The organism is Rhizobium sp. BT04 (assembly GCF_030053135.1).
GTDB classification, from domain to species: domain Bacteria; phylum Pseudomonadota; class Alphaproteobacteria; order Rhizobiales; family Rhizobiaceae; genus Rhizobium; species Rhizobium binxianense.
Genome location: NZ_CP125652.1, coordinates 2,206,425 through 2,228,710, shown reverse-complemented (window position 1 = coordinate 2,228,710; position 22,286 = coordinate 2,206,425). Strand labels below are relative to the sequence as shown.

The window sequence follows — 22,286 nt, the reverse complement described above, 5'->3', positions numbered from 1 at the left end:
GAGTTGCCGAATCTGAATGGGAATTCCAAGCCTTCGCGCTTGAGCTGGCGTGCTTTGTGCGCCGACATCTGCGGAAAGGCAGTAAGGACGGCAGCGGCCGCCCTTCTGGCGCTCGCGGTTTCCTCACCGGTATTCGTCAGTACACCTTCGCAGGCAGCGGGCGACACCCGCAGCCTCAAGCTCTATTTCATCCATACCGGCGAAAAAGCCGTCATCACCTACAAGCGCAACGGCAAGTTCGACCCCAAGGGTCTGGAGCAGCTGAACCGCTTCCTGCGTGACTGGCGCAAGAACCAGCCGACGAAGATGGACCCGCGCCTGTTCGACCTGATCTGGGAAGTCTATCGCCAGAGCGGTTCGAGGGACTATATCAACGTCGTCTGCGGTTTCCGTTCGCCGGGTACCAACGAGATGCTGCGCGGCCGCTCGCGCAACTCGGGCGTCGCCGAAAAGAGCCAGCATATGCTCGGCAAGGCGATGGACTTCTTCATTCCGGACGTCAAGCTGGCGACCCTGCGCGGTATCGGCATGAAGATGCAGGTCGGCGGCGTCGGCTTCTATCCGAAGTCGGGTTCGCCCTTCGTGCACATGGATGTCGGCGGCGTTCGCGCCTGGCCGCGCATGAGCCGCGACGAGCTGGTCCGGCTTTTCCCGAACGGCAACACCATCCATATTCCGGCCGACGGCAAACCGCTGCCGGGTTATCAGCAGGCGATGGCCGACTACAAGCGCCGCGTCAGCGGCACGCAGATCGAGATCGCCAGCGCTTCCGAATCGGCGCCGAAGCATAAGACGCTGTTCGAAGCACTCTTCGGCGGCGGAGCGGACCAGCAGGAAGACGAGAACGACGATTCGGCGCCTGTCGCCGTCGCCAAGGCGACGCCGCCGAAGGCCGAACCCGCGCCTGCCGAGCCGCAGCAGACCGAAGTTGCCGATCTCAATGCGCCGGTGCCGCAGGTTCGCCCGGCCTTCAGCAACCAGCCGGCCGGCAGCGAAGTGGCAAGTGCGCTGGTGGCGCCGTCTTCGGGTAATGCCGCGCAGCAGGCTCTTGCCGCAGCGCTTCCGGCCGATCAGGCCCAGCCGCAGCAGTTTGCCGATCTCAGCGCCTACAGCATCCCGGTTCCCTCGCTCCTTGGCCAGCGCCGCGCACCCGGCGACGCCGAACTTGCTTCGGCCGATCCCAACATGCTGACGGGCGCGAACGGACTGCCGGTTCCGACGCCGATCGAACGCCCCGCCGTTGCCGAGAACCTTCTTGCCGCGGCCGATGCGGATCCGGAAGCAGAGGCCGACGAAGCCGATCAGGACGCGCTGTCTCCCGCGGTTGCCGATGCGCTCGATCAGCAGAATAAGGGCCAGCAGAACAAGGGTGTAGAAAACCAGGTCGCCTCGCACGCGCCTGAGATGACGGTAGAGCAGGCGATCAACGCCGCGATGCCGCAAAAGGCGCCCGCCGCAAAGCCGCCGCTCGAGCTCGCAGCTCTAGCGCCGATGACCAAATCGGCAAGCTTTGGCGACGGCTTCGACGAACCGGCTGCCGAAAGCGCCGTGGCCCAGGGCCTTCCTGCCAAGGGCGGCCGCCCGACGCAGAAGGAAGCCGCCGCGGCCGATGCCAGCCGCACGACGGTCCGTACCGAGCCGAAGCTGACGCAGAAGATGATTTCGCAGTGGGCGCTGACCAATGCCCGCCTCGAAATGGCCTCCAAGCAGGTCAAGGCGCCGCGTTTCGTCAGCCAGACGATGCGCGCCCAGCCGACCGCGGTCTATGCCGAGGGCTTCAACATCAAGACCGCTTCGGTCGATCCCGCCCGCTTCAGCGGCACGGCAGTGAACTTCATGGAAGTGCGCAAGTTCAACACGAACTGAGCCAGCCAATCATGGAATATCAAAAACCGCCGGAGCGATCCGGCGGTTTTTCTTTTTAGATATTGTGCAATCCATGGCGCGCAAAAGAAAAGCCGCCGGAAGGCCCGACGGCTTGTCGACATCGGCAATGTCGGCCGATCAGCCTTCCGGCGGCGACTCGATCATGCCGAGCGCGTGCAGGTAGGTGTCGAGGATGGCTTCCTCTTCCATGCGCTCCTGCTCGTCCTTCTTGCGCAGCGCCACGACCTTCTTCAGGATCTTGGTGTCGAAGCCCATTCCCTTGGCTTCGCCATAGACGTCCTTAATGTCGTCGGCGATGGTCTTCTTTTCTTCTTCCAGCCGTTCAATGCGCTCGATGAAAGCGCGAAGCTGGTCGCGGGCGACGCCATGAGCATCAGACATCGTGTTCTCCTGATTTTTCGGTGATCAATTTGGGATGCACGTGACTGCCGCGAAGCGGCGTCACGGTCAAGCCTGTTGTCGGCCAGCCGGGCTATTTGTGTGGGTTGTTCAGGTCAAAAGCAGCCTTTTGCACAGGCGAGGCCTCGTTCTGGTGAAGATTCTTCCAGTCTTCATACGGCATGCCATAGACCATCTCGCGCGATTCGTCCCTGCTGACCGTGACACCTTCGGCCTCGGCGGCTTCACGATACCAGTTCGACAGGCAGTTGCGGCAGAAGCCGGCGAGATTCATCAGATCGATGTTCTGAACGTCGCTGCGTTCCCTGAGATGGGCGAGGAGGCGGCGGAAGGCGGCGGCCTCGGCTTCGGTCTGCTGTTCCTTGCTGAGCGCGGTCATCTCGCTTTCCTTCCGTTCAATGGGGCTTTCGTTCAATAGGGGCCGGTGCGCGACAGGTGCACGTCATATGTGTGCAAGGCGGGGTCGGCATTCATCGCCGCAAAGATCGGCGCCAGGCGCTCGGCCCATGCGGATATGCCGGTCTCGTCGGCGATCAGGTCTTGGCGCACCTCGAGCAGCGCATGCGGAATGCCTGTGATCATGCAGTGGCGGTACATGGTATCGCCCTTCAGTGCGCCGTCATAGGGTTCGTTGTCGCCGACGATGAGATCGGGATCGGCGCGCAGCATGTCAAGCAACGGGCCGACGGCGCGACGGTCGCTATCCCAAAGTACGGCGGCGTGCCAGGGGCGGGGAATACCTTTCCAGGCCGGGGTGAAGGAATGCAGCGACAGCACCAGCGGCGCCCGGCCGGTGGCGTTCGCCACGCTATCGATCGTTGCGGCGACGGCATTGTGATAGGGGCGGTGGAAGGTTTTGATGCGGTCGTCCCATTCCTGCGGCGTGATCGGATGATTGCCCGATATGACGGCGCCATCTGATATTTTCATGATCAGCGTCGGATCGTCTTCGCCGCGGTTCGGGTCGATCAGCAGGCGGGAAAAGCCGCCGAGCACCGCGGGCACGCCGAGCCTCGCCGAAAGCTGGCGCGTCAGCCCCTCGATGCCGATGTCATAGGCAATGTGGCGGGCAAAGGCCGCGTCGGGCAGTCCGAGCCGTCCATATCGGGCGGGAAGACGGTTCATCGCGTGATCTGCGAGGATCACCATGCCTTTGTCATGTTTGCCGGATAGGATTTCGAAGGATTGGAAGTCGTCCATCAGGAATTGCCGTTCGTCATTGTGCAGTCGGGCGCAGTGATCGCATGCGTCCGCGGCAGGTTCAAGCGCCGCAGGCGGTCAGAGGTTGGACCGGTCCTCGACGGATGGTTTGTGAAAGGAAATATAATCGATTAGCATTGCGTTGACTTTCGCTTGACGGCGGCGCAAGAAGACACGGATACGAATAACCGTGGAGCTATTTGGGAGCCGTGTTGATCCAAGCCGCGCCAAGTTTCCTCACGCGGTCCGGACCGCTGGTCCGTCTCGCTCTGTTCGCTCTTGCAGCCATCATGCCGTTTTTCATCGCAGATGCCGCACGCGCCGATTTTCGCGTCTGCAACGGAACGCAAAACCTCGTCGGCGTCGCGATCGGCTATCGGGCCAAGGATGGCTGGATGACGGAGGGCTGGTGGCAGGTGCCGGCAACGACCTGCGCGACGTTGATCGAGGGAGAATTGCAGTCGCGTTATTATTACCTCTACGCAGAGGACGCTGCCCGCGGAGGACGATGGACGGGTGACGTGCAGATGTGCGTGGCGGAAAACGAGTTCAAGATCACGGGTGTGCAGGATTGTTATGCCCGCGGTTATCAGAAGATGGGATTCAAGGAATATGATACGGGCCGCCAGGGTAGCTGGATGGTTCAGCTCTCCGACACCCCAGGGACGCAAGAAAGCCAGAATTGATGAAGCGTAATCGCAAAATTAAAATCCTCGCCACCCTCGGGCCCGCCTCCTCCGAGGAATCGATGATCGAGAAGCTGCATCAGGCCGGTGCGGATGTCTTCCGCATCAATATGAGCCATGCGAGCCACGACCTGATGCGTACGCTTATTGAGCGCATCCGCTCGGTCGAAGCGCGCTCCGGCCGGCCGATCGGCATTCTGGCCGACCTGCAGGGACCGAAACTGCGTGTCGGCAAATTCGCAGACAGCAAAGTCGACCTGAAACCCGGCCAGACCTTCACGCTCGACAACAACGAAGCGCTCGGCGACCAGAACCGCGTCTATCTGCCGCATCCCGAGATTCTGGAATCGGTGCAGCCCGGCCACCGCCTGCTGATCGACGACGGCAAGCTCGCGCTCCGCGCAGAAAAATGTGATGGCAAGAGCATCGTCACCACCGTTATTTCGGGTACGCGCATCTCCGACCGCAAGGGCGTCAGCCTTCCCGACACGTTGCTCGGCGTCGGCGCACTGACGGATAAGGACCGCGCCGATCTCGACGCCGTGCTCGCTACCGACGATGTCGACTGGGTGGCGCTGTCCTTCGTCCAGCGTCCCGACGACCTTGCCGAAGTGCGCAAGATCGCCCGGGGCCGCGTCGGCCTGATGTCGAAGATCGAAAAGCCTCAAGCGCTTGAGCGCATTGAGGAAATCATCGAGCTTTCCGACGCCTTGATGGTCGCCCGCGGCGATCTCGGCGTCGAAATGCCGCTTGAATCGGTTCCCGGCATCCAGAAGCAGTTGATCCGCGCCTGCCGCCGTTCGGGCAAACCGGTGGTCGTCGCCACGCAGATGCTGGAATCGATGATCTCAGCACCCGTGCCGACACGCGCCGAAGTTTCCGACGTCGCGACCGCCGTCTTCGAAGGTGCCGATGCCGTCATGCTCTCCGCCGAATCGGCCTCGGGCGACTATCCGGTCGAAGCCGTCTCGACCATGGCGTCGATTGCCACTGCCATTGAGCGCGAGCCTCATTATCCCGGCATCATCTATGCCCAGCGCGCCCAGCCGGAAGCGACCGGCGCCGATGCGATCTCGCTTGCTGCCCGCCAGATCGCCGAGACGCTGAAGCTGTCGGCGATCGTCTGTTACACCTCGTCGGGCACCACAGGCCTTCGCGCCTCGCGCGAGCGTCCGCAGGTGCCGATCCTGGCACTGTCGCCGATCATCAAGACGGCGCGCCGCCTTGCCATCGTCTGGGGTCTGCATTGCGTCGTCACCCATGACGCGACCGATCTCGACGACATGGTCAACCGCGCCTGCCGCATCGTTGCCGACGAAGGCTTCGGCAAGCCGGGCGACCGTATCATCATCTCGGCCGGCGTGCCGCTCGGTACGCCTGGCGCCACCAACATGATCCGCATCGCCTATATCGGCTCCGACGGCCAGAGCGGCATCTGATCCGATCGCATCCTTTCAAAAGCCCGCTGCCTCAAAAAGAGGTGGCGGGTTTTTCGTTGGCGGGCCGGCATTGCAAAGGCTAGCGACGCATGCAAGTTTCGATTTCCATCAAAAAATTGAGCATAATGTCGCCCGCAAACCGCTGACACTTTTCGGCATCATGCACTGGTTCTGGGAGGGGCATCATGGATCTCGTCACGCTTCTGGCTTTTGCAGCCGTTTCCTTCGTCGGCATCGCGACGCCGGGGCCGACGGTGCTGCTGGCGCTGACCAACGGTTCGCGACACGGTCTGCGCCGGGCGATTGCCGGCATGATCGGCGCGGTGCTTTCCGATTTCCTGCTGATCGGCGCCGTCGCGATCGGGCTCGGCGCGCTGCTGGCCGCGTCGGAATTCTGGTTCTCGGTGTTGAAATGGGCAGGTGCCGCCTATCTCGCCTTTCTCGGCATCATGCTGCTGCGCTCGAAGGGCACGATCGATGCGGCGCTGAAGTCCGGGGCGCCTGCCAGTGCGACATCGCCGTTCTCGATCGGACTGAAGAGCTTCATGGTCGCGGCGACCAACCCGAAGGGCTATTTGTTCTTCTCGGCCTTCCTGCCGCAGTTCATCGACCCGACCCTGCCGCAGGCAACGCAATATGCGCTGCTGGCGCTGGTTTTTGCCGTGCTCGATTTCCTCATCATGTTCGGCTACGCCTTCTTCGGTTCGCAGGCAGTGCGTTTCCTGAAAACCTCAGGCGCCATGTGGCTGGAGCGGGCCTGCGGCGGCGCGCTGCTGGCGCTTGCCGGCTCGCTCGCCTTCTATCGCCGGGCAACCGTCTGAGTTCAGGGTTGAGGCAGGGATAGGTGACCGACGCGATAGGCCTGCGTGTGTCCGCCGATCTCGGGAATTTCTCCCCACAGTCTGAAGCGCACCCGCGTCCAGGTCGTCGGTTCGAAGCCGGAGACGGAGGCGAGTGCGTCGCCTGTCGCGACGTCGGCGCCAGCCTCTGCGCTTTCGGCACGACGGATGTCGGCGAGCGGCGCATAAGGCTCTGTCTGCAGGACATCGCGTGTGGCGAACCTGGCTGAGGCGATATCAGGCGAGATTTCTGCCTGCCAGACAATCCAGGTCCTTACCTGTGGCAAGCCGAAGGCGCTGGTGAGAGCCTCGAAACCTGGGCCGCAGAGGAAGTCGCTTGCTCCTTCCGGCCTCTGCCAGAGATAGAAGGGCGCATAGAGATTGTCGTGGCTGCCGAACTCTCCCTTGCGGGCGCTGAGATAGGCTTTGAAACCGAGATTGGGAAAGCCGTCGAGCAACGGACCCTTGTCGCGGATGCGGCGGTCGACGATCGACATGTCATAATCGGCGGGCAGGGTGAAGCTGTACTGCATGGTGATCATGACTGTGCCACCGGTTCCAGCCATTTGACGATGCTGCCGTTTTCCACCGGCTGGATGCTGATATAGCTGAAGGGGCTGTCATCGGCTGCGCCATGCCAGTGGCACTCACCCGGCGCAAACCAGACGGCGTCGCCGGCCCGCAATGCTTCGATCGGGCCGCCCTCGTTCTGCGCCAACCCATGGCCCGAAAGCACATAGAGCAACTGGCCTCTGGGATGCGTGTGCCAGCGCGTAATGGTGCCGGGATCGAGCGCGGCGCGCATTGCGGTGTTCTCGCCATCGGCGCTGCCTTCGAGCAGCATCTCGACCCAGAAGGGCGCAGTCGCGACGCTCTCCGGCGAACGGATTGCCTTGCCGGGGCGCCTGATGGTCATGGTCTTCGGGTTCGAAGCGCTCATTGCCGGCCTCCAGCCACACGTAGCCGCCAGTCTGGGTCGATCATCTGGGCCATGCCGTCGCCGAAGGACCAGTCTTCCGGTGCGCTGGTGCTGATGACGATCATCACATCCTCAGGCCGGAGGCCCGGCGATTGCGCCAGGAGATCGGCGATCCGCCGATAGAGCGCCGCCTTCATCTCGCCGGTGCGAGGCCTGCCTGTTGTGATCGAGATATAGACGAAATTGTCGGAGCGCGGGCCGGCGAGATAGTTGCGGTCGAAGATCAACTCATTCTCGTCATGTTGATGGATGGCCTGGAAACGGTCGTTTTCGGGCACGTCGAAGGTGTCCATCAGGGCGCGCTGGATGTTGTCGGCGATTGCGCCAAGATAGTCCGGCGACTTGCCTTTGCGAAGGGAAATTCGAACGAAGGGCATCGGGGTCTCCATGGTTCAGGCCGTCTGTCGGCCTTGACAGCAGAACCATCGCACGGCACGATGATGCTGAAAATCAGAATTTTATGGATTAATTATCCTGAAAAATGGGATTATATGATGCGGCGGACGATCTTCGATCTCGATGTGCTTCGCACCTTTTCGACCGGCATGGAGCTCGGCAATTTTGCCAAGGCGGCCGAGCGGCTCGGGCGTTCGACCTCGGCGGTCAGCGCACAGCTGAAGAAGCTGGAGGAGCAGGCGGGTACGCCGATCTTCCGCAAGGCGGGGCGCGGGTTGGCGCTGACCGACGCCGGCGAGACGATGCTCGGCTATGCCAGGCGGCTGCTGGAACTCAACGACGAGGCGGCTGCGGCCGTCAACAGCGTCGAGCTGGAGGGCTGGGTAAGACTCGGCCTGCAGGAGGATTTCGGTGAGACCCTGCTGCCCGAAGTGCTCGGCCGCTTCGCGCGTGCCCATCCGAAGGTCCGGATCGAGGCGCGGGTGGTCCGCAATGCCGAACTGCTCGAGCGCGTCACATCGGGCAAGCTCGATCTGGCGCTTGCCTGGAGCGACGGCACGCTGACCACCCATTGCGAGCGGATCGGCGAAGTGCCGATGCGCTGGATCGGGCCTGCCGAGGGGCCGCCCGCATGGCAAGCGGCTAGCGGCGAGCCGATGCCGCTCGCCTCGCTGGAGGCGCCGTGCCTGTTGCGCAGTGCGGCGACCCGGGCGCTTGACGAGGCCGGTATTTCCTGGCGGCTCGCCTTCGTCAGCCCCAGTCTCGGCGGTCTCTGGGCGGCGACGGCGGCAGGCCTCGGCCTCACCATCCGCACGCCGATCGGGCTGCCGGCGAAGGTGCGGCCGCTGGTGCCCGGGACTGTCGGCCTGCCCGATTTGCCGAAGCTCGGTCTGGTCCTGCATCGGGCGGAAGCCGAACCGCAGCCGGCTGCGGCGCGCCTTGGCGAACTGGTGCTGCAATCGGTGCATGGTGCGTTGCGCGAGGTGCCGGCCTGACATCTCCGCGTTGACCCCTCGAGCGCGTGCCTGTAGCTTCGGACCGCTATGAAGATGATCACCCTCAATATCGCGACAGTCTTCTTCTTGAGCCTCTAGAGGCTCTGCCTTCGGGCATCAGAAGACGCGGCCGCTGACCAGCCTTCGCGGTTGGCGCGTTGCCGCGAACTGCAACCACCTGCATCTGGCCAAGGAAAGAGCCGGCAGGTTTGGCGATAGAGAGATATTTAATGACACCAACTGTTTACCCGCCGGCGCTGAACGCCGCGCAGATCGAACAATTTATCGAGCATGGCTTCATCAGGATCGACGATGCTTTTCCTCAGGAGCTGGCCGAGGAGGCGCGCGTCATCATGTGGCGCGACATTCCCTTCGCTGCGGATGATCCAAACACGTGGACGCAGCCGGTCGTGCGGCTTGCCGGCTATGGCGGTGGGCCGTTCGAAAAGGCCGTCAACACGCCTGTCTTGCATTCAGCCTTCGACCAGCTCGTCGGCAAAGGGCGCTGGGAGCCGCGTAATGGGCTCGGCAGCTTTCCGGTGCGCTTTCCTCATCCCGACGATCCCGGCGATGCCGGTTGGCATGTCGACCTCAGCTTTCCCGGCGAGGATTGCGATCCGAACGAACAACGGGACTTTTCGGCCTGGCGGGTGAACATCACCTCGCGCGGGCGGGCGCTGCTGATGCTGTTCCTGTTCTCGGATGTCGGGGAGCAGGACGCGCCGACCCGCATCCGCGTCGGGTCGCATAAGGATATCGCCCGCCTTCTGGCGCCCGCGGGCGAAGCGGGGATGGCGCATCTCTGGCTGGAGCATGTCGGGGAAGACCGGCTGCTGGCGTTAGCGACGGGCCTGGCGGGCACGGTCTATCTGTGCCATCCGTTCCTCATCCACGCAGCGCAGATGCATCGCGGCAGGGAGCCGCGCTTTATGGCGCAGCCCGGCCTTGCCCCTTCCGAACCGCTTCGGCTCGAACGGCAGGACGGCGCCTATTCACCGGTCGAGATCGCAATCCGCCGGGCGCTTCAGGACCGGTAGCGAGGACAGAAAGCACCCGGCCGTTGCAGGCCGGGTGCTACATCTGCTGGGCGTTGCGGCGGATTGCCTGCGGCGGCTGGCCGAAAGCGCGTAGGAAAGCGCGGCGCATGCGCTCGCGGTCGGCAAAGCCGGTCTCGTCGGCGACGACGTCGATCGGATGGCGGCTCTGCTCCATCATCAGCCGGGCGGCTTCGAGTCTCAGATTTTCCACCGCTTTGGCAGGCGACTGTCCGGTTTCGGCGCGGAAGGCTCGGCTGAACTGGCGTGGGCTGAGATGGGCGGCTTCCGCCAGTTCTTCGACCGAAAGCTGCGATTTCAGATTGCCGCGGGCAAAGTCGAGCGCCTTCTGAATGCGGTCGGATTTCGGTTCCAGCTCCAGCAGCGCGGAAAATTGCGACTGGCCGCCGGACCGGCGGTGATAGACGACAAGCATTCGGGCCACTGCGCGGGCGACCTCTATGCCGTGGTCCTTCTCGACCATGGCGAGTGCCAGATCGATCCCGGCCGTCATGCCGGCCGATGTCCAGACCGAGCCGTCGATAATGAAGATGCGGTCCTCTTCCACCTTGATCGCTGGATACCGCGTCCTCATTTCGCGGGCGAGACACCAGTGCGTCGTCGCGCGTCGGCCGTCGAGAATACCGGCTTCGGCGAGAAAGAATGTGCCGGTGCAAATCGAAGCGACGCGGCGAGAGGCGCCAAGAGCCGCGCGAACGAAGTCGCTTTCGCCGGGGCTTGGCAATGCAATGCCGGGCGCGCCGGTGACGATCAGCGTATCGAATCCGGGATCGCCGAAGGGCTCGGTCTCGATCGCCATCCCGAGCGAGGTGCGCAGCGAACCGCCGGCTTCCGAGAGGTAGCGGATGTCGTAGACCTTCTCGTGGAAATGCAGATTGGTGAATTCGAAGGCCGACACAGCCGCCAGGCCCATAATCTGGAAGCCGGGGTAGAGCAGGAAAGCGATGGTCTGCATGACTAAGCTCCGATGTCCTGAAAGGTGGTATATATGACATTCAGGACGCTGACAATCCGGGGTATGGTTCTCCTCAGGCGCAGGGCAGAGGCCGGCGCAATTGAAGGAGATGGATCATGACACAGGAATACAAGGGTACTGCGCTTGTCACCGGCGCATCCTCGGGCATCGGCGCAGTCTATGCGCACAGGCTGGCCAAGCAGGGTTACGACCTTATCATCGTCGCCCGCAACGGCGAGCGGCTGAAGGCCTTGGCAACCGGGCTGACCGAGGAGACGGGCAGAACAGTCGAGACCGTCGTGGCCGACCTCGGCAACACGGCCGACCTCGCCCGTGTTGAAGGCGTGCTGAAGCAGGACCGGAGCATCACGCTTCTGGTCAACAATGCCGGCGTCGGCGGAACGGCGCCGCTGCTTGCCGCCGATGTCGACAAGATGCAGAAGATGATCGACCTCAACGTCACGGCGCTGATGCGGCTGACCTATGCCGCCGTTCCCGGTTTCGTTGCCCGCGGCGGCGGCACGATCATCAACATTGCTTCGATCGTCGCGATCGCGCCCGAGCGCCTGAATGGCGTCTATGGCGCCACGAAAGCCTTCGTGCTCGCCTTCAGCCAGTCGCTGAAACATGAACTGACGGAGAAGAATATCCGTATCCAGGCCGTGCTACCGGGCGCCACGGCGACGGAATTCTGGGGCATTGCCGGCACGCCGATCGAGCATCTGCCGAACGAGATCGTAATGTCGGCCGATGACATGGTCGATGCATCGCTGGCCGGACTTGAGCAGGGTGAGTTCGCAACGATTCCGGCGCTGGAGGATGCCGGCTTGCTTTCGGCCTACGAGCAGGCGCGCCAGGCATTGATGCCGAACCTGTCTCGCAGCACGCCGGCCAAGCGTTACGAGCTGGCATGATGGTTTACCGACGAAAACCATCCGCGGCATATGCTGCGGATGGTTGGGGCACTTACCTCAACCGAAGCGTTCCAGGGCGGTGGAGAAAATATCGGAATCGACGTTGCCGCCCGATGTGACGACAACGATTGTGTCGCTTTCCAGATCCTTATCATGGAAGAGGGCGGCGGCAAGCGCCACTGCAGCACCGGGCTCGACGACGATCTTCAGCCTGACGAAAGCGAGCGCCATGGCGCGCAGCGCCTCCTCGTCGGTGACAACGATGCCAGGGCCGGCGAGGCGCTTCAGGATCGGAAAGGTGATATTACCAGGCTGCGGCGTGAGGATCGCATCGCAGATCGAGCCCGACATCGAGGCATTGCGCTCGATCCTGCCCGAGACGAGCGAGCGGGTGGTATCGTCGAAGTCACTGGGTTCGCAGGGACGGACGCGAAAACCGGGGGCGCTGGCTTCGAGGGCAAGGGCGATGCCGGAGGTCAGTCCGCCGCCGCCGCAGGGAACCAGGACCTCCGCAGACGTAACACCTTCCTCTTCCGCCTGCTCGGAGATTTCGAGGCCGGTCGTGCCTTGGCCGGCAATGACGAGCGGCTCGTCGAAAGGCTTGATCAGCGTCAGGCCGCGTTCTGCAGAAAGCCTCGCGCCGATCTCGTCGCGATCCTCGTTGGCGCGGTCGTATAGCACAACTTCGGCGCCGAAGGCGCGGGTGTTGGCGATCTTCAGCTTTGGCGCGTCGCTCGGCATGATGATGACGGCGGGCACGCCATGCAGCTTGGCGGCAAGGGCAACGCCCTGGGCGTGGTTGCCGGAGGAGAAGGCGATGACGCCTCTCGCACGCACGGCCGGATCGAGGCCGGAGACCGCGGACCAACCGCCGCGGAACTTGAACGAACCGGAATGCTGCAGACATTCCGCCTTCACGAACAGGCGCCGGCCGGCGATCTCGTTCAGGAAGGGAGAGGAGAGAAGCGGTGTGCGCCTGATATGACCGCGCAGGCGGGCGCGGGCGGCGACGATCATTTCAATGCTGGCCATTCGGGAATCGTCCTGCTTGGAATTTAATCATGCATAGGGTCGGGCAAGCTCTTTGTGAACGGCGACTTTGTCACCGTGACATGAATGGTGTTGCGCTCGTTGCCGAGGTTAATAGCCGTTGGCCGAACCTTCCGCCGCACGGCTGTCCATGGCGCCATTGTAGCGGGCGCCGCTGCCCTTGGCGATGGCGGCGAGGCTTTTGCCGCCGACGAGGATGCCGGCGGCCTGGCCCCATTGCGGCGCGTCATTGCCGCCATCGAAGCTGTAGCCCATGGCGGCGAGGGTCTTTTCCGTATCCGGCGAAATGGCATAGGGTTCGAGAAAGACCTTGTCGGGCTGCCATTGGTGGTGGAGACGCGGCGCGTTCACCGCCTGGCTGATATCCATGCCGAAATCGACGACGTTGAGGATCGTCTCCAGCGTGATGGTGATGATGCGCGAGCCGCCGGGGCTGCCGATCACCATGAAGGGTTTGCCGTCCCGGGTGACGATCGTCGGGCTCATCGAGGAGAGCGGCGTCTTCTTCGGCGCGATGGCATTGGCTTCGCCCTGCACCAATCCGTAGAGGTTCGGCACGCCTGTTTTGGAGGTGAAATCGTCCATCTCGTTGTTGAGCAGGATGCCGGTGCCGGGTGCCACGACCGCGGCGCCGAAGGAGCCGTTCAGCGTATAGGTGACGGCGACGGCATTGCCCGCGTCGTCGATGATCGAATAATGCGTCGTCTCGGTGCTTTCCTTGCCGCCGAGCGGTTTCAGGTTCGCCGAGGTGCCGGCCTTGTAAGGGTCGATCTTGGCGGCGATCTCCGAGGCATATTTCTTGTCGAGCAGTTTCTCGACCGGGTTCTCGACGAAATCGGGATCGCCGAGTGCGGCATTGCGGTCGACATAGGCATAGCGCATCGCCTCGACCATGATGTGCACGGTTTCAGCCGAGTTGTAGCCGAGATAGGAGAGCGGATAACCTTCGAGAACATTGAGGATCTCGCAGATGATGATGCCGCCGGAGGAGGGCGGCGGCGAGGAGATGATGTCGTAGCCGCGGTAATTGCACTCGATCGGCTTCAACTCGCGCACGGCATATTGCTCGAAATCTTGCCTGGCGAGGATGCCGCCTTTGGTCTGGCTCGCCTTGACGATCTCTTCGGCCGGCGCGCCTTTGTAGAAGGCGTCGGGACCTTTTTCGGAGATGCCGGCCAAAACCGCGGCGAGGTCAGGCTGCTGGAGTTTTTCGCCCGATGTATAGGGCTTTCCGTCCGGCTTCAGGAAAATTTTCGCCGCCGCCTCGTCCTTGGCGAGACGCTTGGCGTTGCCGGCGAGGCTTGCGGCGTCGCCCTGTTCCAACGTGAAGCCGTCTTTGGCGAAGCGGAGCGCCGGTGCGATCAGATCCTGGCGCGATTTCGTGCCGTATTTCTCGCGTGCGGTTTCGAAGCCCATGACGGAGCCGGGAACGCCGACGGCGAGATAGCCGTCGAGGCTGGCGCGCGGCACGATATCGCCCTTGGCATCGAGATACATGGTCTTCGTGGCGGCAAGCGGCGCGCGTTCGCGGAAATCGAGAAAGGTCTTGGTGCCGTCTTTCAGGCGGATGGTCATGAAACCGCCGCCGCCGAGATTGCCGGCCGAGGGATAGACGACCGCCAGCGCATAACCGACGGCGACCGCCGCATCGACGGCATTGCCGCCGCTTTTCAACACCTCGACGCCGACATCGGTCGCCAGATGCTGGGCGGTAACGACCATGCCGTGCTCGGCTTCGACTGGTGCGGGCGATGCGGCGAAAGCCGAGGTCAGGCTCAGCGACAGTGCCGATATGACGGAGATCGTCCCGATATGCAGGCGGCCCATGATTTCCCCTCCTATGGACAATGATGGAAACATATGGGGCCGCTGCGGCCCGAGACAATGCAGGCGACTGGCTTTAGGCAAGGAGCTCGGTTTTGCAGCCGGAGACGTCAGGCGCCGCGCAAAGCGTCCGGCGTCAGCGACGACAGGGTTGCGCGCGTCTGCTGGCGCGAAGCGGCGAGCCTCTCCTCGGCCCTCCGAGCCGCCGCCTGCAGGTCGCGCGGCTTGCCTGATATCTTTTCCATGGCTGCGATGGCGACATCGGTTGCCAGATAGTCCGGCTTATGGCCGACGCCTCGTATGGTGATAAGTTCGGAACCTGAAATATCGCGGGCAAGGCCGCGCGAATGCAGATGCTCCCAGACGACCTCGTCGCTGTCGCCTGTGATGATGACGGTCGGGGCGGTGATCTGCGAATAGAGCGGTGAGTGTGCCTTCACATAGGCGAGCAGCCTTTTGAAATCGGCGGCGTTGTTGTGGAAAGCGCTCGGCCGCAGCACCAGCGACGGACCGGTCTTTTCGATGTAGTCGGCCGGGCGTGGATTGGGACGAAAGACGTTCAGCGTGCCGCGCTCCAGCCGACGCAGCCCGAGCGGCACGACGACCGCATGGTTGAAGAGCCAGCCGATAACAGGCGCGGTGGCGACATGATAGTACCAGTCGATGCCGCCCGGCCAGGGATGGGTGGCGGGTGCGAGAAAAAGCAGGCCTGATGTCTTATCGGGATGGCGCAGGCCGAAGGCGGCAGTGATCGCGCCGCCGAAGGAATGGCCGACGATAACAGCCTTTTCGATACCGCGCTTTTCCATCAGCCTGGCGATGGCATCGGCCTGGCCGGAGGGAAAAGCGTTCTCAGGGCCGCCGCGCTCGGAATAACCGTGACCGGGTCGATCGACGAAGAGCATTTCCGCTCGGCCTTCGAGTGCGGCGCGAAAGGCGACGACCTGATCGAGGAGATTGCCGCTGGCGCCGTGAATGAAGACGAGGGCGGGCAGGTCGGCATTTTCGGGACGCGCGATATGGACGGCATTCATGCGGTAGCCGCCGACATCCGTCAGTTCGCCGATATTCGGATAGGTGTGTTCGAATTGCCGCGCCTTGTAGGAAGAGTAACCGATGGCGGCGGCGAGCGGGATGAGAAGGGCGGAAACTTCTGCAAGCATGATCTTAACGAGCGATAATTGCGGGATGACCTGCGGGCGGACAAACCGCTACATCGTTTCCCTCTGTATTCCAAAATTGCGCGGCGTGATCCGACGTCAAGATGTCAGCCCGGGAATCAGGTGCGGTTGCCGGCGAGTTTTTCGGCAAGCGTGTTGACCTGTTCCTGCGCGGTGCGTTCGGCGGGATAGACATCGAGGAAACGCTCCCAAGCCTTCAAGGTCAGCTGGTCGTTGCCGGAATTGCTGAGGATCGCCGCCATGCCGGACAGCGCGCCGAAATGGCGCGGCTCGAGATCGAGCACACGCTCGATGTCGGACATCGACTTGCGATAATTGCCCATGACGAAATTCAGCGTGGCGCGACGGTTCCAGCTTTCGGCATAATCGGGCTTCAGCGCGATCGCTTCATCGAGGAAGTCTAGGGCGGCGGGATTGCGCTTTTCCTCGATCGCCTTGTCGGCCCATTGCATCAAGAGATTGATGGTGGCGCTGCCGGAATCGTTCCATTCCATGCGGATCTCATTGGCGATGCTGCTGGCCTTGTCGGGGTCGCGCTCACGCTTCAGCTGGCTGAACAGCTGGTCGAGGTGCTGCTTTGGTGAAGAGTTGACATCCGTCTGCTCGACGATGACGTCTTTTTCCGCGGCGGTGGCCGGAAAAGTGGCGGAGAGGAGGATGAGGGCGAGCGGCAGCGCCGCTGATGTCAAAGCAAAAAAGCGCATGGCGGACATATTAGCCCGCCAACGCCGAAGATCAAACAAATTTGACGTGATCACCGTAGCGACCCACCGGATATATCTGCCGGCGCAAACTGCGCGGCAAGGCGATCCGGACGCGCGAAATCAGCCCTGGCGAGCCTTGTAGCGCGGGTTCAGCTTGTTGATGATGTAGATGCGGCCCTTGCGGCGAACCAGACGGTTGTCACGGTGACGAGCCTTGAGCGACTTGAGCGAATTCTTGATCTTCATTTTTCTGATCCGCGATCTCTATGGGGGAATTCACATTCGCCCGTATCTTTAACAATCAAAAGCGCGCCATCGGGCGCGCTCTTAGGTGGGGGAGCAGATACCTCTTCACCTTTTCCATGTCAACCGCATGAAGGTGTTTTTCCCAAGGCGCTGCGGTGTTTTCTCAGGTTAAAACCGGCGATTTCCGCGTCAAGGTGGTGATATGGCCCATCTTGCGGCCGGGGCGCCATTCGGTCTTGCCGTAGAGATGAACCAGCGTATCAGGACGCCGCAGCCAGTCGGGAACGGCAAGGATATCGTCACCGATCAGGTTCTGCATGACACAGTCGGAATGGCGCTCGGCATTGCCGAGCGGCAGATTGGCAACGGCGCGAATGTGCTGCTCGAACTGGCTGACGACGCAGGCGGCCTCGGTCCAGTGACCGGAGTTGTGGACACGCGGCGCCATCTCGTTGGCAATCAGACCGCCATCGGGAAGCACGAAGAATTCGATGCCGATGACGCCGACATAGTTCAACGCGGCAAGAATTTTCTCGGCCGATCGGCGCGCGGCGTCCGACGTCGTTGGCGAGATCGTAGCGGGAACCGTCGAGGTGTGGAGGATGCCGTTGCGATGGACGTTCTCGGCGGGATCGAAGCAGACGACCGTACCGTCGGTGGCGCGGGCGGCGATGATCGAGACCTCGCGCTCGAAGGCGACGAAACTTTCGAGGATGAGCGGCACGCTGCCCAACGCGGCATAGGCGCCATCAGCGCTGTCGGCCGTCGAGCGGAAAACCTTCTGGCCCTTGCCGTCATAACCGAGACGGCGGGTTTTCAGCACGCCCTGGCCGCCGAAATCCTTCAGTGCCGTATCGAGATCGGCCTGGCTGTCGACCGTGTGGAAGCGGGCGGTCGAGATGCCGCAGTCGTTGAGAAAGCGCTTTTCGACGAGGCGATCCTGTGCTGCTTCCAGCGCCTTCGGCGGCGGATAGACTGGCACGCTTGCCGAGAGCGTCTCGGCGGCTATGACGGGCACGTTTTCGAATTCGTAGGTGACGAGATCGCAGATATCAGCCAGTTCGGCCAGTGCCGCCGGATCGTCATAGGCAGCGGTAATCTGCCGGTTGGCGAGTTGGGCGGCCGGGCAGTCCGTCTGCGGCTCGAGAATGACCGTGCGAAAATTCAATCTGGCGGCGGCAATGGCCAGCATGCGGCCGAGTTGGCCGCCGCCGATGATGCCGATCGTTGTTGCCGTCATAGGTCGTCCATCGGGTATTCGGCGACGGCAGCACTTTGGCGCTCGCGCCACTCGTCGAGCCGATCGGCGATTTCTTCGTCGGAAAGGGCGAGGACGGCGGCGGCGAGCAGGGCGGCGTTGACCGCGCCGGCCTTGCCGATGGCAAGCGTTCCCACAGGAATGCCGGCCGGCATCTGTACGATGGAAAGAAGGCTGTCCTGGCCGGAGAGGGCTTTGGACTGAACCGGCACGCCGAAAACCGGCAGCGGCGTCATCGATGCGGTCATGCCCGGCAGGTGGGCGGCGCCGCCGGCGCCGGCGATGATGACCTTGAAGCCCTCTGCTCGCGCGCCCTTGGCAAAATTGACCAGCCGGTCGACTGTGCGGTGCGCCGAAATGATGCGCGCATCATAAGGGATCTCCAGCGCCTCCAGCGTGTCGGCGGCGTTCTTCATAGTCTCCCAGTCGGACTGGCTGCCCATGATGATGGCGACGAGCGGTCTGTCTGTCATCGTTGCTGCTATTCCTCTCAGGCGATGATGTCAGGGATGATCTGATCTTCCAGCTTGGAGAGCCTGTCCTTGATGACGAGCTTCTTCTTCTTCATGCGCTGGATCCGCAGAGCATCGCATCCGATCTGGATCATGGCATTGATCGCGGCGTCGAAATCCTCGTGCTCCTGGCGCAGCCGCGCCACCGTGAGCCTGATTTCCGCCTGTTCCTGATCGGCCATATGCATTCCCCGTTATCGTCTTCGGATCTTGTCCGATCTGCCGATGATTTCCGCAAGCTCCTATCACCAAATACAGGTAACGGCTAGTTAGTCTTGATCATGAAATTGCCATCTAGTCTTCATCTTTTGGCCTTCGACAAGCCTTCAAAAATATGTCACAGTCCGGCCGTTGACACCTTGATCCCCGACGATGATGGCCGGGGAGGGTAAGAGGAAGGAAGGGTCAAATGACAGTTCAAGCTCATCTTGAATCACTCCAGAAAAAGCATGTCGCTCTCGAGGAAGAGTTGCATACGCTCAGAACAGCTCCCTCTATCTCCGATACGGAAATTGCCGAATGCAAGCGCCGCAAGTTGCGCATCAAGGACGAGATTCAGCGTCTCAAGTCATCCGTCCACTGATCTTCCCAAGGGTCGCCGGTCGATCATCTTGCGAAAGAAAAGGTAAATCCATCCATTCCGCCTAGAATCAGCAAGACCCGGTGATTTCACACCAGATTTGCGCCAGCCCGATGCCTGCCAGCATCGCGGCTGGCGCTTTTGGGTCGCAGGCGTCGGGCGGCGCTGCATCATATGCATCGTGTCCCACTAGGCTTTGGCGAACACGCCTTAAGCCCAGAACTGATCCAGCCATAAATTGAGCTTGTCGAAACCGCGGTTGTTGACCGTGTAGATGCGTTTCGTGCCTTCAGATGTCACCGAGACGAGGTTGCTGTCGAGCAGCGCCTTCAGGTGTTGCGACACAGCAGGACGGCTGATCGGCAGGCCTTCGGCAAGTTCGTTGACCGTCCGCGGAGCGCGGCGCAACTCCTCCAGCAGAAACCGCCGGTTCGGATCGGCAATCGCAGAGAAGGGGTCCGTGTTCGACATACCGGGAACGCTACGTCAAACCGGCCGCCGCAGCAAGGAAATTGTGCAATGCAGCGTGGGGGAATCCTTACCAGCCAAGGCCCTCGCGCACGATCAGCAAGGCGGCGATCAGGGCCATCGCATACATGAACGGATAGAAGATCGCCGGCTTCATGCGGCGCACGCACCAGGCGCCGGCAAGGGTGGCGAGCGGGGCGAAGGGCAGAAGCGTCGCGGAGGTCGCAAGGTTCTGGGTGTCGAGCTGGCCGAGCGCGAAATAGGGGATCAGCTTGATGGCGTTGAGGATGGCAAAGAAGCGCACACTGGTGCCGGTATATTCGCGCGGCTGTAGCTTCAGCGGCAGGGCATAGATCTGAAAGGGCGCGCCGCCCGCATGGGCGACGAAGCTGCCGTAACCGGAAAACGTGCCCCAGAGGCCGGCGGCCACCGGCCGCTGGCCGCGCGGCGGAATGATCTTGCCGGCACCCGGGCCGTAATTGTTCCAGAAATAGCGCAGGCAGAAGAGGATAGTCACCGCGCCGATGACGATGCGCAGCATATTGCCCGGAACGAGCGCCGAGGTCGCCCAGCCGAGCGCAATGCCGAAGACCGCGCCGGGCAGCATGATCTTCAGCGTCGCCCAGTCGCCGTGTTTGCGCCAGATGACGAGCGAGATCATGTCCATGAAGACCAGGATCGGCAACAGGATCGCCGCCGCCTCGACCGGCGAGACGACGAGGGCGAGGAACGGCAGGCCGATCAGCGACAAAGCGTCGCCCATGCCGCCCTTTGCGAGGCCCACGAGCAGAACGGCGGGCACGGCGGCGTAGTAGAATGACAAATCCTGCGGCATGCTTTCGGCGTCCTCCTCTTGCAAGCCTCGTCTAACGGAACTACTCACACAAAACGAGTGCGGATCCCCGATTTCGAGGGGGAATTCGCAGGAAACGGAAAGACCTCATGACCGAACCGGAAAACCGCTGCCGCCTGGTGCTCATCGCACCCGATATTGCCGATGCCGATGAACAGGCGAGGATCGTCGCCGACGCGCTGAAGGGCGGCGATGTCGCTTCGGTGATCGTGCCGCAATATGGGCTCGACGACGGCACCTTCCAGAAACATGCGGAGAAGCTGGTGCCGCTGATCCAGGATGCCGGAGCGGCTGCGCTGATATCAGGCGACAGCCGTGTTGCAGGCCGGGCGAAGGCCGATGGCCTGCATCTTTCCGGCAATGCGGAGGCGCTTTCGGAAGCGATCGACAAACATGCGCCGAAGCTGATCGTCGGCGGCGGTAACGCGGCCGACCGGCACAAAGCGCTTGAGATCGGCGAAGTCAGGCCGGACTATATCTTCTTCGGCAAGCTCGACGGCGACATCAAGCCGGAGGCGCATCCGAAGAACCTTGCGCTCGGCGAATGGTGGGCCTCGATGATCGAAATCCCCTGCATCGTCATGGGCGGCACCGATCCGGCTTCGGCGCTTGCCGTCGCCGAGACCGGAGCGGAGTTCGTGGCCCTGCGGCTGGCAGTCTTCGGCGAGCCCACCCGGGCGCCATCCATCGTCGCCGAAGTCAACGCGTTGCTTGACGAAAAAGCGCCACGGTTTGAGGATTGAAATCGCGCTCATGCCGATCCAGACCGCCCGCCTGTTGAAATTTATCCTTGCCAGCATGGCCGCCGTCGTTGCGGCCGGGCCGGATGTCGCCTTGGCGCAAGCAACGGATAGTGTCGTAAACCAGCCAGGCTCCGGGCCGACTTCGACTTTCCGCACCGACCGGCCCACCGGCCCGGTCGTGCGGCCCTCCGATGGTGTCGGCGTGTTCGATCGCATGGGTGCGAAGCTGCCGGACCTGCCGCCGGAAAAGGATTATAAGGGACCTGTCGACGAGGCTTACGGCGCCTTCCAGCGCGGTTACTACCTGACGGCAATGGACAAGGCGCTGCCGCGCGCCCAACTCGGTGATGCGGCGGCGCAGACGCTGATCGGCGAAATCCTGTCGCAGGGTCTCGGCGTCAAGAAGGACGTCAAGAATGCGGCCTTCTGGTACGGCAAGGCGGCCGAAGGCGGCGATGCGGCGGCCATGTTCAAATATGCGCTGATGCTGATGGAAGGCGAGGGCGTGCCGCGTGACAAGGTCAAGGCCGACGACTATATGCACAAGGCGGCCGAGGCCGGCAATCCTTCGGCGGAATTCAACTGGGCGCAGATCGTCGTCGCCGATAATCCCGGCGAGAAGGGACTGAAGTTGGCGCTGCCGTTCTACGAGAAATCGGCCGAGCAGGGCATTGCCGATTCGCAATATGCCGTGGCGCAGATCTACGCGACGCTGAAGGACTTGCCTGAGGAAAAGAAGCAGCTCGCCCGCGAGTGGATGGCGCGTGCTGCGCGCGCCGGCTTCGATACGGCCCAGCTCGATCTCGGCATCTGGCTCGTCAACGGCGTCGGCGGGCCGAAGGATTACGTCAAGGGCTTCGAATGGCTGAAACTTGCCGCCAATGGCGGCAACGTTGCGGCCCAGAACAAGCTCGCCCATCTCTACATCAACGCCATCGGCACGCCGCCCGACCCGGTCGAGGCGGCGAAATGGTATGTGCTGTCGCGCCGGGCCGGGCTTGCCGATCCGTCACTCGAGGATTTCTATCTCGGCATCGAGGACGATCAGCAGAAGGCGGCGATCGAGGCCGCCAACAAGTTCCGGCGGCGATAATTGGCTGCCGGGCCTCCCGACCGGGAGAGG

The 22,286-nt window shown here is 62.5% G+C and carries 27 protein-coding genes; 10 read left to right on the top strand and 17 right to left on the bottom strand.

Annotated features, from left to right (window positions below; translation table 11 throughout):
• Nucleotides 1-3 precede the first annotated feature (3 nt).
• Nucleotides 4-1,866 (top strand): DUF882 domain-containing protein, encoded by a 1,863-nt coding sequence (locus QMO82_RS19470; protein WP_183609539.1) that lies wholly within the window; start codon nt 4-6, stop codon nt 1,864-1,866.
• A gap of 138 nt (nt 1,867-2,004) precedes the next feature.
• Here QMO82_RS19470 and QMO82_RS19465 read toward each other — a convergent pair whose 3' ends face one another.
• From QMO82_RS19465 to QMO82_RS19455, 3 genes are all read right to left on the bottom strand, one after another.
• A complete protein-coding gene (locus QMO82_RS19465; RefSeq protein WP_003585771.1) occupies nt 2,005-2,268 on the bottom strand; it encodes a DUF2312 domain-containing protein in 264 nt (87 codons plus the stop codon).
• 91 nt (nt 2,269-2,359) lie between these two features.
• The gene (locus QMO82_RS19460) at nt 2,360-2,665 is read right to left on the bottom strand and encodes a DUF1244 domain-containing protein (protein ID WP_183609540.1); all 306 of its coding nucleotides are present in this window, start codon (nt 2,663-2,665) and stop codon (nt 2,360-2,362) included.
• Between the two features lie 32 nt (nt 2,666-2,697).
• Complete coding sequence (locus tag QMO82_RS19455; RefSeq protein ID WP_183609541.1) at nt 2,698-3,486, bottom strand: N-formylglutamate amidohydrolase; 789 nt, start codon at nt 3,484-3,486, stop codon at nt 2,698-2,700.
• A gap of 200 nt (nt 3,487-3,686) precedes the next feature.
• Between QMO82_RS19455 and QMO82_RS19450 the strand changes: the two genes are divergently transcribed.
• The 3 genes from QMO82_RS19450 to QMO82_RS19440 all read left to right on the top strand — a co-directional run bounded on the left by QMO82_RS19450 (nt 3,687) and on the right by QMO82_RS19440 (nt 6,432).
• The gene (locus tag QMO82_RS19450; protein ID WP_089152718.1) at nt 3,687-4,172 is read left to right on the top strand and encodes a DUF1036 domain-containing protein; all 486 of its coding nucleotides are present in this window, start codon (nt 3,687-3,689) and stop codon (nt 4,170-4,172) included.
• Complete coding sequence (pyk, locus tag QMO82_RS19445; protein WP_183609542.1) at nt 4,172-5,611, top strand: pyruvate kinase; 1,440 nt, start codon at nt 4,172-4,174, stop codon at nt 5,609-5,611. Before QMO82_RS19450 ends, pyk begins: the two co-directional genes overlap by 1 nt.
• Nucleotides 5,612-5,796: 185 nt before the next feature.
• Entirely contained in the window at nt 5,797-6,432 is a 636-nt protein-coding gene (locus QMO82_RS19440) for a LysE family translocator (protein WP_183609543.1), read from the top strand.
• 2 nt (nt 6,433-6,434) lie between these two features.
• Here QMO82_RS19440 and QMO82_RS19435 read toward each other — a convergent pair whose 3' ends face one another.
• Genes QMO82_RS19435 through QMO82_RS19425 form a run of 3 tightly spaced genes read right to left on the bottom strand, consistent with a single transcriptional unit; the run spans nt 6,435 to nt 7,806 of the window.
• Nucleotides 6,435-6,992 carry a DUF4865 family protein gene (locus QMO82_RS19435; RefSeq protein ID WP_183609544.1) on the bottom strand — a complete coding sequence of 186 codons (558 nt, stop codon included), beginning with the start codon at nt 6,990-6,992 and terminating at the stop codon, nt 6,435-6,437.
• Entirely contained in the window at nt 6,989-7,390 is a 402-nt protein-coding gene (locus QMO82_RS19430) for a cupin domain-containing protein (RefSeq protein ID WP_183609545.1), read from the bottom strand. The genes QMO82_RS19435 and QMO82_RS19430 overlap by 4 nt, the downstream gene beginning before the upstream one ends.
• Nucleotides 7,387-7,806, bottom strand: a complete 420-nt coding sequence (locus QMO82_RS19425; protein WP_183609546.1) for a tautomerase family protein — start codon at nt 7,804-7,806, stop codon at nt 7,387-7,389. Before QMO82_RS19425 ends, QMO82_RS19430 begins: the two co-directional genes overlap by 4 nt.
• A 117-nt stretch (nt 7,807-7,923) precedes the next feature.
• Between QMO82_RS19425 and QMO82_RS19420 the strand changes: the two genes are divergently transcribed.
• Together QMO82_RS19420 and QMO82_RS19415 are read left to right on the top strand one after the other, a co-directional pair.
• Entirely contained in the window at nt 7,924-8,820 is an 897-nt protein-coding gene (locus QMO82_RS19420; RefSeq protein WP_183609547.1) for a LysR substrate-binding domain-containing protein, read from the top strand.
• A gap of 230 nt (nt 8,821-9,050) precedes the next feature.
• Nucleotides 9,051-9,857, top strand: coding sequence for a phytanoyl-CoA dioxygenase family protein (locus QMO82_RS19415; protein WP_183609548.1), 807 nt, complete (start codon nt 9,051-9,053; stop codon nt 9,855-9,857).
• A gap of 37 nt (nt 9,858-9,894) precedes the next feature.
• On the opposite strand, the gene QMO82_RS19410 is transcribed toward QMO82_RS19415, so the two are convergent.
• On the bottom strand, nt 9,895-10,830 hold the full coding sequence (locus QMO82_RS19410) for a GlxA family transcriptional regulator (RefSeq protein WP_183609549.1): 936 nt from the start codon (nt 10,828-10,830) through the stop codon (nt 9,895-9,897).
• A 116-nt stretch (nt 10,831-10,946) separates the two neighbouring features.
• Between QMO82_RS19410 and QMO82_RS19405 the strand changes: the two genes are divergently transcribed.
• Complete coding sequence (locus QMO82_RS19405; RefSeq protein WP_183609550.1) at nt 10,947-11,744, top strand: SDR family oxidoreductase; 798 nt, start codon at nt 10,947-10,949, stop codon at nt 11,742-11,744.
• 57 nt (nt 11,745-11,801) lie between these two features.
• Here the strand turns inward: QMO82_RS19405 and QMO82_RS19400 are convergent, their stop codons facing one another.
• From QMO82_RS19400 to QMO82_RS19365, 8 genes are all read right to left on the bottom strand, one after another.
• On the bottom strand, nt 11,802-12,776 hold the full coding sequence (locus QMO82_RS19400) for a threonine/serine dehydratase (RefSeq protein ID WP_183609551.1): 975 nt from the start codon (nt 12,774-12,776) through the stop codon (nt 11,802-11,804).
• Between the two features lie 108 nt (nt 12,777-12,884).
• Nucleotides 12,885-14,621: a gamma-glutamyltransferase gene (gene ggt / locus QMO82_RS19395; protein WP_183609552.1), complete on the bottom strand. Its 1,737-nt coding sequence runs from the start codon at nt 14,619-14,621 to the stop codon at nt 12,885-12,887.
• Between the two features lie 107 nt (nt 14,622-14,728).
• A complete protein-coding gene (locus tag QMO82_RS19390; protein ID WP_183609553.1) occupies nt 14,729-15,781 on the bottom strand; it encodes an alpha/beta fold hydrolase in 1,053 nt (350 codons plus the stop codon).
• Between the two features lie 116 nt (nt 15,782-15,897).
• Nucleotides 15,898-16,512: a hypothetical protein gene (locus QMO82_RS19385; RefSeq protein WP_183609554.1), complete on the bottom strand. Its 615-nt coding sequence runs from the start codon at nt 16,510-16,512 to the stop codon at nt 15,898-15,900.
• A gap of 111 nt (nt 16,513-16,623) precedes the next feature.
• Nucleotides 16,624-16,749 (bottom strand): type B 50S ribosomal protein L36, encoded by a 126-nt coding sequence (ykgO, locus tag QMO82_RS19380; RefSeq protein ID WP_003582204.1) that lies wholly within the window; start codon nt 16,747-16,749, stop codon nt 16,624-16,626.
• 163 nt (nt 16,750-16,912) lie between these two features.
• Nucleotides 16,913-17,989: a 5-(carboxyamino)imidazole ribonucleotide synthase gene (locus QMO82_RS19375; RefSeq protein ID WP_183609555.1), complete on the bottom strand. Its 1,077-nt coding sequence runs from the start codon at nt 17,987-17,989 to the stop codon at nt 16,913-16,915.
• Nucleotides 17,986-18,480 carry a 5-(carboxyamino)imidazole ribonucleotide mutase gene (purE, locus tag QMO82_RS19370; RefSeq protein WP_097618312.1) on the bottom strand — a complete coding sequence of 165 codons (495 nt, stop codon included), beginning with the start codon at nt 18,478-18,480 and terminating at the stop codon, nt 17,986-17,988. The genes QMO82_RS19375 and purE overlap by 4 nt, the downstream gene beginning before the upstream one ends.
• Before the next feature lie 17 nt (nt 18,481-18,497).
• Nucleotides 18,498-18,701 (bottom strand): YdcH family protein, encoded by a 204-nt coding sequence (locus QMO82_RS19365; protein ID WP_003566445.1) that lies wholly within the window; start codon nt 18,699-18,701, stop codon nt 18,498-18,500.
• A gap of 227 nt (nt 18,702-18,928) precedes the next feature.
• Here QMO82_RS19365 and QMO82_RS19360 point away from each other — a divergent pair, with 227 nt between their 5' ends.
• Nucleotides 18,929-19,102 carry a YdcH family protein gene (locus QMO82_RS19360; RefSeq protein ID WP_097618313.1) on the top strand — a complete coding sequence of 58 codons (174 nt, stop codon included), beginning with the start codon at nt 18,929-18,931 and terminating at the stop codon, nt 19,100-19,102.
• A gap of 207 nt (nt 19,103-19,309) precedes the next feature.
• On the opposite strand, the gene QMO82_RS19355 is transcribed toward QMO82_RS19360, so the two are convergent.
• Entirely contained in the window at nt 19,310-19,570 is a 261-nt protein-coding gene (locus tag QMO82_RS19355) for a helix-turn-helix transcriptional regulator (RefSeq protein ID WP_003542830.1), read from the bottom strand.
• Nucleotides 19,571-19,637: 67 nt separating this feature from the next.
• Complete coding sequence (locus QMO82_RS19350) at nt 19,638-20,402, bottom strand: sulfite exporter TauE/SafE family protein (protein ID WP_183609556.1); 765 nt, start codon at nt 20,400-20,402, stop codon at nt 19,638-19,640.
• Nucleotides 20,403-20,509: 107 nt separating this feature from the next.
• Here QMO82_RS19350 and QMO82_RS19345 point away from each other — a divergent pair, with 107 nt between their 5' ends.
• Nucleotides 20,510-21,163, top strand: a complete 654-nt coding sequence (locus tag QMO82_RS19345; RefSeq protein WP_183609557.1) for a thiamine phosphate synthase — start codon at nt 20,510-20,512, stop codon at nt 21,161-21,163.
• Between the two features lie 10 nt (nt 21,164-21,173).
• On the top strand, nt 21,174-22,256 hold the full coding sequence (locus tag QMO82_RS19340) for a tetratricopeptide repeat protein (RefSeq protein WP_183609558.1): 1,083 nt from the start codon (nt 21,174-21,176) through the stop codon (nt 22,254-22,256).
• Nucleotides 22,257-22,286 lie beyond the last annotated feature (30 nt).